Annotated in this window: 13 protein-coding genes and 2 pseudogenes; 10 read left to right on the top strand and 5 right to left on the bottom strand. The window is 64.4% G+C overall.

Features of this window, described 5'->3' with window-relative positions:
* Window positions 1–341: 341 nt before the first annotated feature.
* Window positions 342–617, top strand: a pseudogene (locus JN280_RS04050) (acyl-CoA dehydrogenase family protein); the annotation flags it as partial.
* An 85-nt stretch (window positions 618–702) separates the two neighbouring features.
* Complete coding sequence (locus JN280_RS04045; protein WP_202310228.1) at window positions 703–2,151, top strand: NAD-dependent succinate-semialdehyde dehydrogenase; 1,449 nt, start codon at window positions 703–705, stop codon at window positions 2,149–2,151.
* 261 nt (window positions 2,152–2,412) lie between these two features.
* Here JN280_RS04045 and JN280_RS04040 read toward each other — a convergent pair whose 3' ends face one another.
* Window positions 2,413–3,369: a helix-turn-helix transcriptional regulator gene (locus JN280_RS04040; RefSeq protein WP_202310227.1), complete on the bottom strand. Its 957-nt coding sequence runs from the start codon at window positions 3,367–3,369 to the stop codon at window positions 2,413–2,415.
* A gap of 369 nt (window positions 3,370–3,738) precedes the next feature.
* On the opposite strand from JN280_RS04040, the gene JN280_RS04035 reads away from it, so the two are divergent.
* The gene (locus tag JN280_RS04035; RefSeq protein ID WP_202310226.1) at window positions 3,739–4,752 is read left to right on the top strand and encodes a DUF3616 domain-containing protein; all 1,014 of its coding nucleotides are present in this window, start codon (window positions 3,739–3,741) and stop codon (window positions 4,750–4,752) included.
* Window positions 4,753–4,772: 20 nt separating this feature from the next.
* On the opposite strand, the gene JN280_RS04030 is transcribed toward JN280_RS04035, so the two are convergent.
* Window positions 4,773–5,681, bottom strand: coding sequence for an SDR family oxidoreductase (locus JN280_RS04030; RefSeq protein WP_202310225.1), 909 nt, complete (start codon window positions 5,679–5,681; stop codon window positions 4,773–4,775).
* Between the two features lie 92 nt (window positions 5,682–5,773).
* On the opposite strand from JN280_RS04030, the gene JN280_RS04025 reads away from it, so the two are divergent.
* A complete protein-coding gene (locus tag JN280_RS04025) occupies window positions 5,774–6,355 on the top strand; it encodes a TetR/AcrR family transcriptional regulator (protein ID WP_202310224.1) in 582 nt (193 codons plus the stop codon).
* A 270-nt stretch (window positions 6,356–6,625) separates the two neighbouring features.
* Here JN280_RS04025 and JN280_RS04020 read toward each other — a convergent pair whose 3' ends face one another.
* Window positions 6,626–7,399 carry an SDR family oxidoreductase gene (locus JN280_RS04020; RefSeq protein WP_202310223.1) on the bottom strand — a complete coding sequence of 258 codons (774 nt, stop codon included), beginning with the start codon at window positions 7,397–7,399 and terminating at the stop codon, window positions 6,626–6,628.
* Between the two features lie 137 nt (window positions 7,400–7,536).
* Here JN280_RS04020 and JN280_RS04015 point away from each other — a divergent pair, with 137 nt between their 5' ends.
* The 3 genes and pseudogenes from JN280_RS04015 (at window position 7,537) to JN280_RS04010 (ending at window position 9,821) form a co-directional block, all read left to right on the top strand.
* On the top strand, window positions 7,537–8,436 hold the full coding sequence (locus JN280_RS04015; RefSeq protein WP_202310222.1) for a LysR family transcriptional regulator: 900 nt from the start codon (window positions 7,537–7,539) through the stop codon (window positions 8,434–8,436).
* Between the two features lie 140 nt (window positions 8,437–8,576).
* Window positions 8,577–8,825: pseudogene (locus tag JN280_RS39275) on the top strand (helix-turn-helix transcriptional regulator); the annotation flags it as partial.
* A 225-nt stretch (window positions 8,826–9,050) separates the two neighbouring features.
* Window positions 9,051–9,821 carry a pyrroline-5-carboxylate reductase gene (locus JN280_RS04010; RefSeq protein WP_202310221.1) on the top strand — a complete coding sequence of 257 codons (771 nt, stop codon included), beginning with the start codon at window positions 9,051–9,053 and terminating at the stop codon, window positions 9,819–9,821.
* Between the two features lie 299 nt (window positions 9,822–10,120).
* Here the strand turns inward: JN280_RS04010 and JN280_RS04005 are convergent, their stop codons facing one another.
* Entirely contained in the window at window positions 10,121–10,537 is a 417-nt protein-coding gene (locus tag JN280_RS04005; protein WP_202310220.1) for a DUF2000 domain-containing protein, read from the bottom strand.
* Between the two features lie 130 nt (window positions 10,538–10,667).
* On the opposite strand from JN280_RS04005, the gene JN280_RS04000 reads away from it, so the two are divergent.
* From JN280_RS04000 to JN280_RS40210, 3 genes are all read left to right on the top strand, one after another.
* A complete protein-coding gene (locus JN280_RS04000; protein ID WP_202310219.1) occupies window positions 10,668–11,144 on the top strand; it encodes an Lrp/AsnC family transcriptional regulator in 477 nt (158 codons plus the stop codon).
* Window positions 11,145–11,377: 233 nt separating this feature from the next.
* Window positions 11,378–13,108 carry an adenylate/guanylate cyclase domain-containing protein gene (locus JN280_RS03995; RefSeq protein ID WP_244742931.1) on the top strand — a complete coding sequence of 577 codons (1,731 nt, stop codon included), beginning with the start codon at window positions 11,378–11,380 and terminating at the stop codon, window positions 13,106–13,108.
* A gap of 3 nt (window positions 13,109–13,111) precedes the next feature.
* The gene (locus JN280_RS40210; RefSeq protein ID WP_202310217.1) at window positions 13,112–13,447 is read left to right on the top strand and encodes a methyltransferase; all 336 of its coding nucleotides are present in this window, start codon (window positions 13,112–13,114) and stop codon (window positions 13,445–13,447) included.
* On the opposite strand, the gene JN280_RS03985 is transcribed toward JN280_RS40210, so the two are convergent.
* On the bottom strand, window positions 13,444–15,276 hold the full coding sequence (locus JN280_RS03985; protein ID WP_202310216.1) for a patatin-like phospholipase family protein: 1,833 nt from the start codon (window positions 15,274–15,276) through the stop codon (window positions 13,444–13,446). The two genes, JN280_RS40210 and JN280_RS03985, sit on opposite strands and share 4 nt — an antisense overlap.
* Window positions 15,277–15,340: the final 64 nt, after the last annotated feature.

The raw sequence follows: 15,340 nt of genomic DNA, 5'->3' as shown, positions 1-15,340 counted from the left end.
CAATTCTGCGAAATTGACCGGAGTGTATGCAAATTATATGTCCACGGCCTCCGGTCGGCAAGAGTGGGTGCCCCGGACGGAATGTCGCGCCCCGGTTGCGGCTTCTCTCGCGCGGCGGGCGGATAGTCTCGCCGCTCCGGCGCGCCGCATAGGTGACAAGACCGCGCATCGTAAGCCTGACAACAGGCGGGAGCGGCCGCTGCAGGCGTATGAAGTGCCCGGATAAGGTGCAATTCTGGACGCCTCGCGACCGCCTTGCCGTCTCCGGTCTTCCCGATGAGGCAATTTGAAGCAAGCGGGTTTCCCGCCGTAACATGTCGGGGAACCGAAGAACTGGCCGGCTCCGCCTCCAGGGCTCGTTGCGCGTTGGCCGGCTGGTGGACGAGGGCAAGATGGCGCCGGAGATGATCTCGATCGTGAAGCGCAACAATTGCGGCAAGGCGCTGGACATTGCGCGCCAGGCTCGCGATATGCATGGCGGCAACGGCATCCAGATCGGCTACCACGTGATGCGGCACGCGCAGAACCTGGAGACGGTCAACATCTACGAAGGCACCCACGACGTGCACGCCCTCATCCTCGGCCGCGCCCAGACGGGATTGCAGGCGTTCTTCTGAGGCCGCGCGTCCTCGGCGCGCCAGCATTCAAGCCCGCCGCCCGACCTTCGGGCGGTCCATCGACGAAGCAAGGAAACGAGACGACATGACCTCCTTCTCCTATCCAGATACCCAGCTGCTGATCGACGGCGTGTGGCGCGCCGGTGCCGAAGGCAAGACGATCCCGGTCATCGACCCGGCGACCGGCGAGACCATCGGCACCGTCGCGCATGCGACCGGACCCGATCTCGACGCCGCGCTCGCGGCCGCCGAACGCGGCTTCCGGACATGGAGCGCCATGTCGGCCTTCGAGCGGTCCAAGATCATGCGCAAGGCAGCGGAGCTCCTGCGCGAGCGCCGCGACCGGATCGCCTGGACCATGACGCGCGAACAGGGCAAGCCGCTCGCCGAAGCGACGATGGAGACGCTCGGCGGCGCCGACACGATCGATTGGTTCGCCGAAGAAGCGCGCAGGACCTATGGCCGCCTCATCCCGGCGCGCGCCGCCGGCGTGACGCAGCTTGCCGTGAAGCGCCCGATCGGCCCGGTCGCGGCCTTCACGCCCTGGAACTTCCCGATCAACCAGGTGGTGCGCAAGCTCTCGGCGGCGCTCGCCGCCGGCTGCTCGATCATCGTCAAGGCACCGGAAGAGACCCCGGCCTCGCCGTCCGAGCTGATCCGCGCCTTCGCCGATGCCGGCGTGCCGGCCGGTGTGATCAACCTCGTCTACGGCGTGCCCGCCGAGATTTCGGAATATCTCGTCCCGCATCCGGTGATCCGCAAGATCTCCTTCACCGGCTCCACCCCGGTAGGCAAGCACCTCGCGTCGCTGGCCGGCCGGCACATGAAGCCCGCGACCATGGAACTCGGCGGCCATGCCCCGGCGATCGTTTTCGACGACGCCGATCTCGGCGCCGCGGTGAAGGTGCTGTCGGCCTCGAAATTCCGCAATGCCGGGCAGGTCTGCGTTTCTCCGACCCGCTTCCTCGTCCAGAACGGGTCGTTCGACGGCTTCGTTTCCGGCTTCACTGCCGCGGCACGCGCCATCAAGGTCGGCAACGGCCTGGAAGAGGGCGTGCAGATGGGGCCGCTCGCCAACGAGCGCCGCATCCCGGCGCTCGAGGCCCTCATCGGCGACGCCGTCGACCGCGGTGCGACGCTGGTGACGGGCGGCCGCCGCATCGGCAACAAGGGCAATTTCTTCGAGCCGACCGTGCTCACCAATGTCCCGACCGATGCGCGCGTCATGAACGAGGAGCCGTTCGGCCCGCTCGCCATCATCAACCGCTTCGACGGGCTGGAGGATGCGATCGAGGAGGCCAACCGCCTGCCGTTCGGCCTCGCCTCCTACGCCTTCGCCGGCTCGGCCGCCGTGTCGGAAGAGCTCGGCCGCCGCATCGAGGCCGGCATGACCACGATCAACCACAACGGCCTCGCTTTGCCTGAAGTGCCGTTCGGCGGCATGAAGGATTCCGGCTACGGCTCGGAAGGCGGCGCCGAGGCGATCGAGCCCTATCTGGTCTCGAAACTCGTCAGCACCATGCATCGCCTTTGATCTGATCGGTATCAAGCCGGCTAAATCAGGCGCTTCCGCCGCGCGGCAGGAGCGCCTTTTTCGCGAAGCCACGGTGGCTCACAGCGAGATGCTGATCCCGCCGTCGACATAAAGCGTGTGGCCGTTGGCGAAGCTCGACGGGGACCTCGCGCCAGCGCCTGGCCGGAGTGCGCTTGGTCAGCCAATCCCAGAACTCCGGATCGTCACGAGGGCCTGGTTGGTAAAGGTCACGCGTCCATTGGGATCGAATCTCTGGCCGGGTCAAAGTCCGCGCCGCCGCATGGCGTCGGCGCGTATCTCCGACGGCGTCGTGCCGTAGCGTCGGCGGAAGCAGCGGTTGAAGTGAGAGAGGTCGCAGAAACCCGCCTCATAGGCGATTGCCGATATCCGGCTGTCGCGCGGTTCGGCCTGACGCAGCAGGTCAAGCGCCAGTTCGAGGCGCCGCTCGAGCAGGTATTCCGAGTAAGTCACGCCCTCGGCCTCGAAAAGCCGTTGGATGTAGCGGGGTGTGACGCCGTGGCTTCGCGCAATTGCGCCGATGTTGAGGTCGGGATCGCGCAGGCGCGCCTCGATCTCCTTCTTGACCAGTTCCAGCCGCGCGGCGCGAATGCTGTGCTCGTTGCGGTCCGTGCCGCCTTTGACGAAGCCGCCGAGCACCAGCGCGATCAGTTCGTTGAGATGGTTGTTGGCGGCCTGGGCGAGGGCTTCGTTCTCCGGCGGATATTGCCGCAGGAGGTCCGAATATGCGGTGAAAAGGGCCATGCCCGGGGCGTCTCGTGGGATGTGATAAAAAGGGCTCATGTCGATGCGGGGGATGCGGTTGGCGAGGCCCGGCCATGCGACGGCGACCACCTTCACCTCGGTGGCCGGCAGCCGGAATTCCGAGTCGATGGCGTCGCTCACCAGGGTGAGATCGCCGGGCTCCGGCTTGATGGTCGGCTTCCCGGCGGCGGAGAACTCGTGCGTGGCGTCGTGGATCGTCAGGAGATAGCCCTCCCGGCCATCCGAGAGCAGGTCATGCGAGCGCATGCCGACGATCGGCGTGTAGCGGGCCGCCCCGACGACCGTCTGTCCGTGCAGCGTCAGCGCCGCAAGATCGATCCGGAAGTCGTCGTCGAGCGGTTTGAACCGCCGGCCGGCAACCCGCTGCGAGACGAACTCATGGATGAAAGCGAGCTTCTTTTGCCGAGGAAGGTCGCTGGAGGAGATGCGTTGCATGGACGTCCTGGACTTGCGGCTTGTCTTCCGCGGCGGCCTGTCTCTGAAGGGTGCCGGGGAATCGCGATCGCGAACTTTGATCGAGCAATGTATCCAACCTGTGTCGCCGCGTTCGCGGCCTTGAAACATGAATTACTTTAAGTCGAAAGGTTTTCGATCGGCACCCGTGCTCGGCGGGAGCCCAATGAATATTGAAATTCGAAGGTGAAGTGAAAAAACACTCCAAGAGAAAAATATAGTGGATTCAAAGCATGGTTAGGATAAGGTTGTGCAGCAGATCCGGGTCCATTGGCAGACTTGGGGGCCAGCTGAAGACAGGCAAGGTCCAGGGTCCTGTCCGATAGCCAGGCCGAGGCCATGGAGGCTGCGATGCGTCTTGTTGCGGTCGCGCTTGTCGTCCTGTTGCCGATGGCAACGGCCCGCGCGGACATTGTTCCGTCGGGCGAAAGCTGGACCGTGGTGCCCGAATTCGCCAAGGATGACGACGCACGCCTGTCGATCAGCGGCGCTGCCTGCGTCGCAGGGCATTGTCTCGCCGTAAATGACGAGAAGAAATACGCGCAATTCTTCGATCTCGGCCACGACACGATCGTGCCGACCGAGGTCATCAGGCTGCTTCCCGGCACAATCGGCGGCGTCGAGATGAAGGAGCTGGATGCCGAGGGCGCGGCCTATGTGCCGGCAACGGCAATGGATCCGAACGGCCATTTCTATGTTGTGGGATCCCATGGACTCGGGCGGCAGGGCGCGCTCCGGCTCTCCGCATTCTTCCTGGTGCGGTTTCCGGTCGATCCGCACAGCGGGCGCCCGACATTCCATTTCGACGACGACACGCCGGCCGCCGAAATCCAGCGAACCGATCTGTTGCGGGAGACCCTGAAGGCTGAATTCGCCGACCATGCGGAGAAGCCGCTCGACGAGAACGGCGTTACGATCGAGGGGATCGCATTCCTGAATGGCGACATGCTGCTCGGCCTGCGGGGACCTTCGATCGACGGCGAGGCTTTCGTGATGCGGGTGGCGGCCGCGGACCTGTTCGGAACCACGCCGCCGCCAGCGACCGTCGATCCGCTGCCGCTCGGCGATTGCGTCGGCATTCGCGATCTCGCCGCGGTCTCCGGTGGCGTTCTCGTCCTTGCAGGCCGAAGCGACGACGACAGAAACCCGACCTGCGAGGATCCGCCCTCGCCTTCGGTCTGGTTCTGGACCGGCAAGCCCGGCGAGGCACCGACCGCCCTCGGCGCCCTTCCGGGGCTCGGCCCCGACGACAAGGCGGAGGTTCTGCTGACGCTGCAGGATGAGGGACCTGCATATCGCTTCCTCGTCCTGTTCGACGGCAAGATGAATGGCGGCCCGATGGAATTCAGCGCCGACCCGCCTTGAATGTCGTCAGGTGCGGCGGCCTATCGGTAACCTGTCGCGTCCGCCGGCTTGCCCGCATCCTGGACCTCGACCACATAGCGCCAGGCGTCGGGCCGCGACCCGTCGAGATCCGTGAAGCCGTAGACCTGGGCCAGCCCGCCGCTGGACAGCGACTGGCCGTTCCACCGCGTCCGATCCGGATCGGCGGCGAGTGCTGCGACCGCGCGTCCGACGAAGCGCGGCGTTTCCGAGACCACGAAATGCGGAACCTTGGCGGTGGCATCGCGCCAGTTCTTCTCTTCGACGCCGTAATACCCCAGCATCATCTCCGAACGGAGCCAGCCGGGTGTGATCGATACCGAGGTCGCGCCATGCGGGGCGAGGTCCTTGGCATGCGCCCAGCCCATGCGGTTCACCGCAACCTTGGCAAGATCGTAGAAAGGCGAGAGGCGGTAGTGCTCTGCATTGTAGGCGGCGGTGCCGTCGGTCACCTCGACCAGCAGGCCGCCCGGCCGCTCGATCATCAGCGGCAATGCGTGATGCGCGGTGATCAGATGCGTGTCGATACCGAGCCGCAGCATCCTGAGTCCGTTCTCCAGATTGTGTTCCCAGACCGGCTTGTTCCATTCGAACAGCGTCTCGCCGCCCCAGATGTCGTTGACGAGGATGTCGAGCCGGTGCTGCTCGGCGCGGATGCGCGCGACCAGCTCACGCACCTCTTCGACGACAAGATGGTCGACACGGATCGCGATGCCCTTGCCGCCGGCCGCCGAGACGAGTTCGGCCGTCTCCTCGATCGTCTCGGGCCGGGCATATTCGGATTGCCGGTGGCGCGTCGTGCGACCGGTCACATAGACGGTGGCGCCGGCAGCACCCAACTCGACCGCGATGCCGCGTCCGGCGCCGCGGGTAGCACCCGCGACGAGAGCGATTTTTCCCTGCAGAGTCATCGGAATTCTCCTGGTTGAGCTCGCAAACAGGCTGGCGTCCGCCAGTCAGATCGGATATATAAATGATTATTCGGTTATAAATTGATGTCAAGATGCCCCGTCCGAAGACACTTCCCGACAGAGACGTCCTGGAGGCCGCGCTGAAGATCATTCATGGCGGCGGGCCTGAAGCGCTCACCTTCGCCAGCCTGGCCAAGGCCTGCGGCCTTTCCGCCGCCACGCTGGTCCAGCGCTTCGGCAGCAAGGAGGATCTGAAGCGCGCAGCGCTGTTGCATGCCTGGGACAAACTCGACGGCGAGACCGCCCGGCTTGCCACGGCGCTGTCGAAGACGCCGGCCGGCGCGGTCCGGCTGCTGGTCGGACTGTCGGGAAACTATGGCGGCATCGAGGCCTATGCCGAGGGCCTGCTGGTGCTTCGCGAGGACCTGCGCGATCCGGTCCTGCGGGCGCGCGGCGCGGCATGGAAGGCGGTCCTCACCGGGGCGCTCGACGACTGTTTCGCTGATATCCCTTCCGCCCCGTCAGACGTCGGCCTCATGATGGCCTCGGTATGGCAGGGATCCCTCTTGTGGTGGGGCTTCGATCCGAAGGTCGACGTTGCCGCCTTCGTCGAGGAGAGCCTCGATCGTTTCGTTGCGACCCTTGCCCTTTCGGAGCCCGCGACGGGAGCATAAGGTTCCCGCAGAACATCCTCACTGCTCATGGCTGATAGCGAGGCTTGCGCCGACCAAAGCGTCCAATGTCGCAGGTTGCGGAAGCAATCGTGGAAAAGCGCATCGAAAGCATTGTCCCTGGCGAACCAGCGGCCTTTGGAATCGGCCCGGAAATCGAGGATGGAGGGAATTCGCGCGACCTTTTCGGCGCTGTAGCGGGTCTTTCTCGCGGGATACATCGAAGATCTCCCGGCGCGTGGCGGCCGGCCGTCACCGGCCGCCCGCGGCATATCACTTCGTCGTGTAGCCGCCGTTGACCAGGATGGTCTGGCCGGTCATCCACCAGCCCTCCGACACCATGAAGCGGATATAGGGAACGATGTCCTCGATATCCGTGAGACCGGTCTTCGAGAAGTTCGACAGCGCGGCGGCCGTCTTGTGGTAGGCCACGGCGTCGGCGCCTTCGGCCGGATAGAAGAACGGCGTGTCCATCGGCCCAGGGCCGATCGCGGTCACCGATATGCCGCGCTCGCCGAATTCCTTGGAGGCGGCGCGGGTGAAATGCTCGACCGGTGCCTTGGTGCCGGCATAGGACGAATAGAAGGGCGTGAATGCGCCGAGCAGCGACGTCACCAGCGTGCAGATCTTGCCGTTGTCCCTGACGTGCCTGCCTGCCTGCTTGAGGAAGAAGAACGCAGCCTTGGCGTTCACCGCGCTCATCTCGTCATATTCGGCTTCGGATATGTCGACGATCGGCTTCTTCAGGACCTTGCCGACCGTGTTGATGGCGATGTCGGGCCGGCCGACGGCGGCGACGGCATCCGCAAACAGCTTCTCCATGGCGTCGGCGGTGGTGAGGTCGGCCTGGAAGGCGACACCTTCCGCGCCGGCGGATTTGATCGCGGCCACGGTCGCCTCGGCATCGGCTTTCGCGCCGGGGCTGTTGTAGTGGATCGCGATCGCCTTGGCGCCGTGTGCCGCGAGGTCGAGGGCGATAAGCCCGCCGAGATTCTTCGCGCCGCCGGCGATGATGACTGTCTTGCCCCTGATGCTGTGGTCGGCCATGGCCTCGGCTTCCTTTCGGGTGATGCGGCGGCGCCATGCAGCCGCTTCAATAAAGGAACGATACCGTCTAGGATTTCACGATAAAGCTGGCCAGTCGGACAGGACTTGTCAGTCTGGACGAACAATTGGAGGTCGTCTTGGACCGTATCGACCGGTTTCGCATCTTCACCCGCGTCATCGAATGCTCGAGTTTCACGCGCGCGGCCGACACGCTCGGGCTCCCCCGCTCCTCAGTGTCGGCTGCGGTGCAGGACCTCGAAGGCCGGGTCGGGACACGACTCCTCCACCGCACGACCCGCAAGGTCTCGCCGACGCAGGACGGCGCCGCCTTCTATGAGCGCTGCCAGCGACTGATCGAGGATGTCGAGGAGACCGAGAGCCTCTTCCGGCAGACGACTTCGCGGCCATCGGGCAAGCTGCGGGTGGATGTGCCGGGGCGCGTCGGCCGCCTGATCGTCGCTCCCGCCCTGTCGCAATTCCTCGACCGCTATCCGGAAATCGATATCGATCTCGGCCTCGGCGACCGGCCGGTCGATCTCGTCGAAGGCAGCGTGGATTGCGTACTGCGTGTGGGGCCGCTTGCCGATTCCGGGCTTATCGCGCGCACCATCGGCGAACTGCCGCTGATCAATGTCGCCAGCGCGGCCTATCTGGAGCGTCATGGCGTTCCGGAGCGCCCGACGGATCTGGACGCTCATTGGGCAGTCAACTACGCCTCGCCGGCGAGCGGGCGTGTCGAGCAGTGGGAGTGGCTCGAGAGCGGCATCCGGCGCTCGGTCCCGATGCGCGCCCGCGTCAGCGTCAACAGCGCGGAAGCCTATATCGCCTGCTGCCTGGCGGGCCTCGGCCTGATCCAGATTCCCGCCTATGACGTCAGGCGCCACCTCGAAGCCGGCGAACTCGTCGAGGTCATGCCCGCGTGGCGCGCGGCGTCGATGCCGATGACACTCCTCTACCCCCATCGCCGGCACCTTTCACGCCGGCTTCAGCTTTTCGCGGATTGGCTCGAGACCCTGATGAAGGCGGCCGTCCAGTGAGGGCCGTCGAGATCCGGGTGACGAAGAGCCGATCGGCTTTCGACGCAAGCGCCTGTTCGCGGCGACGAGGGCGGCCAGCATTTGAAGTGCGAAGCGCGCTCGGCACCGCAGGTGAGAATGCCAGGCAACAGCTCGCGAAGCTCGCCGATATCAGGACGCGCGAAGGCTATATGGCGGAGTATCGCGAGCCGAGGACGGCGAAGGCTGGCTGCTGATCGAAAATCACCGTCCGATCTGCGCGGCGGCCAGCGTCTGCCAGGGGTTTCTGCCGGTCGGAGCTCGCCATCTTCCGCGAAATGCTGGGGCCCGATTGCGCCATTGAACGGACGGAGCACATCATCCACGGCGCGCGTCGCTGCGCCTATCGCATCCGCTCCGAGATCGGCTGAGACCCGGCTTGCCGCGAGCGCGAACAACCACGCCTCGCCGACGCAAGCCGGTCCGGCATCAACGGAGGCCTGATTTCGCTCGGCCTGGCGTCGCAAAAGTGTGGAAGACGAAAAGGCTGGTTTCAATGGCTGCGGGCGAATATGCCTGACCGTACCGCCTGACCTTTCCGCCGACCACGCGGTCGTTCAGGCGATCGCGCGGAAACCAAACGCAAAGGACGCCCAATGAAACTCGGCTTCATCGGTACAGGCGCGCTGACATCCGCGATCGTCGCAGGCCTAAAATCCGTCGCGGACAATTCCGTCACAATTCTCCTGTCGCCTCGCAACGAAGAAATCGCCGCCGGCCTGGCGTCCCGCTATCCGGACGTGCGCGTCGCAACCGACAACCAGGCGGTCCTCGACGATTGCGATACCGTCATGCTCGCTGTCCGGCCCCAGATCGCGCATGCGGTGCTCCGGGAGTTGCGGTTCCGTCGCGGCCATCACGTCGTCAGCCTGATCGCCACGCTCTCCCGCGAGGACGTCGCGGCCCTGATCGCTCCCGCGGAGCATGTGACGAAGGCGCTTCCCATGCCCATGGTGGCGCACAGGCAGGGACCGACGATCGTTTTTCCGCCGGACCCGGCCGCAGCGAAACTGTTCGGCAGGCTGGGTAAGCTGATCGAGGTCGAGGACGCGGGCGAGTTCGACGCTCTCGCCGTCGCCACCGCGACATTTGCCAGCTACTTCAAATTTCTCGACACGATCCACGGATGGCTGGAGGGCCACGGCGTGGCGGACTCCAAGGCGCGGGATTATGTGGCCAGCCTTTTCAAAGCTTTGGCGCACGCCCCCGAAACCACACCGCATGCGGGCTTCATGGACCTGGCGGGAGAATATGCGACGCGCGGGGGCATCAACGAGCAGGTCCTGCGCGAACTCACGGCCCGGAACCTGTTCGATGCATTTGCGGAAAGCCTGGACGGGGTGCACAGGCGCATCTCGGGATGCTGAGTCGCATTGTTGCGGCCCGCGAGACAGGCGGCTACGGCGGCACTGGCTGGACCGACCGCTGCGGCCGCCGGGACGGATGGACGGCACATCGCAGTGGTGCGCCGCCGTCCGGCCTCGAGCTCAAGCGACCGCGACGCGTTCGATCCAGGCGAGCAATCCCGGTGCGCCCGGCGCCTTGACGATCATCGGGTGCCGCCCGCTCCGGGCGCCGGGAAACCGGGGGGGCCTTCATTCGTGAGACAGATCGTGACCTTCGCCAGCTGGATCGCCGGTGTCCGACCGGCGCGGCAGCCGAGGGGCTATCTCAGCAGTTTCAGAGAGCCGGTGAGCGATTTCACCCATTTGGCCGGGCCGGCAATGCCGAGCCCGTCGATCGCCTCTTCTTCGAGGTTCCGTCCAGGAAAGGTCGCCTCGTAGTCGGCGTAGTCATGGAGCGATCTTGCGAAAGACGGGAACGGAACGACCGCCCGCTCCTCTGGCCACGCGAGCGCCTTCAGCATCAGCGTCCTGATGGTGGCCGGATCGGCCTGGAGGATCGGGACGGGCCGATTCGAGCTGATGTCGATCGTGTTCTGCCTTTTGTCGGTCAGCCGGCAAGCTCCGAGCACCGGTAGCGCGGCGCCGATGCCTACCGAAATCGCCGCTACCGTGTTGGACAGGATACCAAGCGGAAGGTCGGGATTGACGACGACGGCGAGGCGGATGTCTTGAAGCATGGTGTTCCAGCTGACCCCGAATGTTTCCGGGGAAACTACATCCGATCATGGGGACAATCATACCTTTATCTCCCCATGAGACGGCTGGCGCGGTAGAGGTTTCCGAGAAGCAATGATCGTGAGGTAGAACATGCCGATTTCGCTGGAGCCCGCCGATATCCGCATTCTGACCGCGCTTCAACGGGACGGCCGTCTGACCAACCAGGCGCTCGCCGGCGAGGTGGGGCTTTCGACCTCCCCTTGCTGGCGGCGCGTCAGGCAGTTCGAGGAAAGCGGTGTCATCCAGAGTTACATGGCCGTTCTCGACCGCCGGAAGATAGGCCTCGGCGTCCTGGCGTTCATCAGGGTGAAGATCGACAGCCACAGCGAGACGGAAGCAGAGGCGTTTGCGCGCGATGTCATGGGTCTCGACGAAGTCGTCGCTTGCTACAGCATCGCGGGCGACGCCGACTTCCTCTTGCAGGTCGTCTCACGCGACCTCGACACCTATGCGGATTTCGCCATGAAGGTCGTCCGACGACTGCCGCGCATCAAGGAGATGCAGACGATCTTCGTGCTGAAGGAGGTCAAGCCGTTCCGAGGTTTTCCGATCGGGAACGCCGGCTGAAGGTCAGCATGCTGCCGCCTGCGCCTGCCGGTGGCAGGCGAAAACTGGTCCGGTTCGGCGCCTGGGGCTCTTGTTCCGTCGCTGTGGCACCGCCATATGAACCTGGCGAAACCACTCGACCGGCCTGAGGGATATCGCCTATGCCGGTAGTCAGGTATCGAAAGGAATCATACGAGGAAGGGGCCGAACGCGTGAACCAGCTTCGCCTGCAGCGGAGGCTAGCGGCCATTCTGATGGCCGACATTGTCGGCTACAGCCGCATGATGCGCGCTGATGAAGCCGCGACCTTGGCGCGGCTGACGCATCTGCAGCGCGACATCATCAACCCTCGCCTGCCCGAGTTCGGCGGCCGGCTCGTGAAGTCGACCGGGGACGGTTTTCTCGCCGAGTTCCACTCGGCCGTGGACGCGGTACAGTACGCCGTCGATGTACAGCGCGAGATCGCCGCGAATGGCGGCGGCCCGGACGGCGAGCGTATGTACCTTCGCATAGGCATCAATGTCGGCGACGTGGTGGTCGAGGGCGACGACCTCTTCGGCGACGGGGTGAATGTCGCGGCGCGCATCGAAGGCATTGCCCAGCCGGGCGGCATCTGCATCTCGGCGACCGTCTACGACCAGGTGAAAGACAAGCTCGACCTCGACTTCGAGGATGGCGGCCTGCGCGAGGTAAAGAACCTGGCCGAGCCGGTGAGAACCTTCAGCGTCCGTTTCGGCGAGCCTGCCACCGGTGGCGAAGCGGAAGTCGCCGTCCGGCCGGCACGGCAGGTAATCGCCGAAGCCCCGTCGATCGCCGTTCTGCCCTTCGACAACATGAGTGGAGACGCCGACCAGGACTACTTCTCCGACGGCATCACCGAGGACATCATCACGGATCTTTCAAAGATCTCTTCACTGATGGTGATCGCACGCAACTCCTCGTTCACTTACAAAGGCCGCGCCGTCGATGTGAAACAGGCAGCGCGCGAGCTCGGCGTGCGCCACGTGCTGGAAGGAAGCGTGCGCAAGGCCGGCAACAGGGTACGCGTCACTGCCCAGCTCATCGACGGGCGCACAGGCGCCCATGTCTGGGCCGAGCGCTACGACCGCGTGCTGGAGGACATCTTCGCGATACAGGACGAGATCACCATGAGCATCGTCGGCGAGCTGAAGGTGCGCCTCGACCTCAAGGAAAAGGATCGGCTGGGCAGCACGCCCTCCGCCAATGTCGAGGCTTACGACCTGGTGCTGCGTGGTCGGGAGATGATCATGAACAATCTCGACCGGGTGCACATGGAGACGGCAATGGCGATGTTCGAGCGCGCGCGCGAGATCGACCCGAGGTTCGTCTCCGCCCACGTCGGTCTCGCCTTCTCCAATATCATGGCCTACACCAATGGCTGGTCGGACAGCCCCGACGCCTCGATCGACTGCGCCCTCCAGATGGCCCGCCGGGCTGTCGAGCTCGACGCGAACGATCCGCTCGCCCGCCGGGCGCTTGCGGTGGCGCTGCTCTGGAAGCGCGATATGGAGGCCTGTTGCAAGGAGATAAACCGGGCAACGATGCTGGCGCCCAACGACGCGGAACTGCTGGCTACGCGCGGCAATATTCTGGTCTACATGCATGATCACGACGCCGCCGTCGAGAACCTGGAAAGGGCCGTGCGGCTCGATCCGCGCTATCCGGACATGTGGCTGCATTTCCTCGGCCACGCCTATTTCATGAAGCGCGACTACGAGACGGCGGCGCGTTATCTGCGTGAGCGCATACGGAGGCAGCCGAACACCGATCTTTCGCGCACCTTGCTCGCCTCGGCCTATGGTCATCTCGGCCGCATCGAGGAGGCCCGAAAGCTGTGGGAGGAAGTGCTGGCCGTCAACCCTGGATACTCGCTGGAACAAAAGGCGCGCGTTCTGCCCTACAAGAACCCCTCCGACTGGGACCACTTCGTCGAGGGCCTTGCCAAGGCCGGCCTGCCGAAATAGGCAGTGCCCGTCCGCGCGGATGCCTGCCTCCTGAAGCACGCTATCCACGACTGGATCGACGACCGTGCCGATTCAATTTTGAGGATCTGCCGTCGTCCGACGGCGCCGAGGCCAGGCAGTCGATCATCGAAGGTGTCCACCGCGCATCGACCAGCCGGACGAGAGCCGCGACTCCACCGCCAACGATATCGACGTGTCTGCACTGACGGCCGCCGGCGCGGGAAAGCCGAATTCCGGGGCCTTCGTGAATCGACCGGTTCCAGGCTGACCCGGATCGTACCGACGCAGATGCCAGTCACGGTGATAGAAGGAGTTTCCGGCCAAAGGCGAGTGCGCTAAGCGCGTCCGGCGTCGAGCACCGCCCGGAGCCGTGGGTCGTTCTGGCGGAGGCGTTCCTCGATCCATCGGGCCGTGCCGTGGTAGCTGTCCGAAAACAACTCGGAATGCCGGCTCCAGTCCATGAAGCCGATCGTGCTGGAAAGTTGCGGACAGACCACGACATCCTCTTCGCCGATGGCGATGTCGTGGGGCCGGTGTACCAGCATACTGGCGGCGATGACCTGAAGCATGCTGGGGACTTGAGGCATGCGGGCACGACGCAAAGGGTTCAGCAAGCCGATCGCCAGTTCGGAAGCTCCGGGGATGCGGTCATAGTCTATGTCGTATTTTTGCGGTGCACTCGCCCGCAGGTTCGCGATGACATTGGGTCCGGTCTTGAGCTCCCTCATCTGCTCCAGCGGCAGATTGTTCATGATGGCGCCGTCAACCAGCATATCGCCGTCAGCGGTGAAGAACGGGGGTAGGACACCCGGGATCGAGCCGGACGCCCGAACGGCATGCCAGAGCTTTCCACGACGGTGGATATGGGGCTCACGGCAGCTCAGATTGGTCGAAAGCGCAAAGAACGGCAGCCAAAGATCCTCGATCAGAACCTCACCATATTCTTCGCGAAGGGCCCGATCGAACGCTTTGTGATCCAGAAGCGCGAAATGCGGCAAGGTAAGACGGCGAAACGCTCGGCTCTTGATGAATATGTTGTGCGTGCCTCGATCAATCTGCTCGGCATCGAGCCCTTTTGCGAAGCCCGCCATCATCGCCGCTCCGGAGCTCGTCCCGCCGAGATATTCGAAGCGAGCACCCGCCTCGACGAAGGCCTTGTAGACGCCCAGATGGGCGCTGCCGAGGGCCCCACCCCCGGCCGCGACGAAGCCCCGTGCCTTGCCGGAAACAAATCGAACCAGGCGCTGGAAATCAGACCCGTCGTCAAGCGCAACATGATGATGGTGGCCAACATAGGGACGCTCATCGAGCCATGCGGAGGTACCGGAGACCGCTGCCGTGCGATGTTCGTGAATCAGGACCAGCCGCCCGGCGGATGGTGGATGGACCGATACAGCCAGTTCCTCGGACGGGTTCGGTCGGGGCGAGCAGGACGCGTCGGCAAGCAGGAGGACGCTATCCGCCTGGCGAATGCAGACACGGGTCCATTCACTTGGGTCTTCATCGGCGACATAGATGATGAACTCGGCTTCCGCCTCCAGTTCGTTCAACCAGTTGAGGATCGCCTGGTCGTCGAACGGAAGACCGGCGAACCGAGCGTGGATGTCAAGCCGGGAAACGAAGCGAGCGCGAGCGGTCAGGTCGAATGCTTGCTGCAGGCGCCGGATGAACAGCGGTGAGATGCGACTTCCACCGGCCGCAATGACGGCAAGTGTTCGGATCCTGGCAGGTTTCTTGATGGGCAGCGAACTCGGAAGGGTGGCAAACCGGCGCGCAAGAAATGTCGTGACCGCCGCTCTGAGGCTCGGCAGGGTCTCGGCCGCCTTCTCGAAATGATCGTGGCTGATTTCGAGGACGATCGAATCGCGCGCTGCAAGGACGGTGGCCGTGCGGGGTAGTCCTGCGAAGAAACCGACTTCACCGACCAGTTCACCCTGCGCGATCTCGGCGACCGCGCCGGTCGAGCCTCCTGTGTGTACCGTGAAGCGGCCGGACAGCACGATGAAGAACCTGTCCGATGCATCGCCTTCGCGAACCAGAATTTCGCCGCGTCTCAGGACCCGGCGGTCGGAGTCGGCAGCCAGGGCCTCGAGCGCCAGCAACGACGCCCGATCGAACATCAATGTCGCCGACAACAGCCTCGCTGCGAGAGAATCGACGAATGTCATCTGAGCCAATCCTCGGGACGCGTTTGCTCCTGCGCAATGGTAGCTTTTGAGACTGGTGTTTGCA

It is taken from the genome of Mesorhizobium sp. L-8-10, assembly GCF_016756635.1.
Lineage (GTDB): Bacteria > Pseudomonadota > Alphaproteobacteria > Rhizobiales > Rhizobiaceae.
Note: the sequence above shows the minus strand (reverse complement) of the source record. Positions and strands in the feature narration are given on the sequence as shown.

Excerpts from the sequence above, each read along its gene's own strand:
- JN280_RS04045 (WP_202310228.1), top strand. The coding sequence starts at position 703 with ATGACCTCCTTCTCCTATCCAGATACCCAGCTGCTGATCGACGGCGTG.
- JN280_RS04040 (WP_202310227.1), bottom strand. The coding sequence starts at position 3,369 with ATGCAACGCATCTCCTCCAGCGACCTTCCTCGGCAAAAGAAGCTCGCT.
- JN280_RS04035 (WP_202310226.1), top strand. The coding sequence starts at position 3,739 with ATGCGTCTTGTTGCGGTCGCGCTTGTCGTCCTGTTGCCGATGGCAACG.
- JN280_RS04030 (WP_202310225.1), bottom strand. The coding sequence starts at position 5,681 with ATGACTCTGCAGGGAAAAATCGCTCTCGTCGCGGGTGCTACCCGCGGC.
- JN280_RS04025 (WP_202310224.1), top strand. The coding sequence starts at position 5,774 with ATGCCCCGTCCGAAGACACTTCCCGACAGAGACGTCCTGGAGGCCGCG.
- JN280_RS04020 (WP_202310223.1), bottom strand. The coding sequence starts at position 7,399 with ATGGCCGACCACAGCATCAGGGGCAAGACAGTCATCATCGCCGGCGGC.
- JN280_RS04010 (WP_202310221.1), top strand. The coding sequence starts at position 9,051 with ATGAAACTCGGCTTCATCGGTACAGGCGCGCTGACATCCGCGATCGTC.
- JN280_RS04005 (WP_202310220.1), bottom strand. The coding sequence starts at position 10,537 with ATGCTTCAAGACATCCGCCTCGCCGTCGTCGTCAATCCCGACCTTCCG.
- JN280_RS04000 (WP_202310219.1), top strand. The coding sequence starts at position 10,668 with ATGCCGATTTCGCTGGAGCCCGCCGATATCCGCATTCTGACCGCGCTT.
- JN280_RS03995 (WP_244742931.1), top strand. The coding sequence starts at position 11,378 with ATGGCCGACATTGTCGGCTACAGCCGCATGATGCGCGCTGATGAAGCC.
- JN280_RS03985 (WP_202310216.1), bottom strand. The coding sequence starts at position 15,276 with ATGACATTCGTCGATTCTCTCGCAGCGAGGCTGTTGTCGGCGACATTG.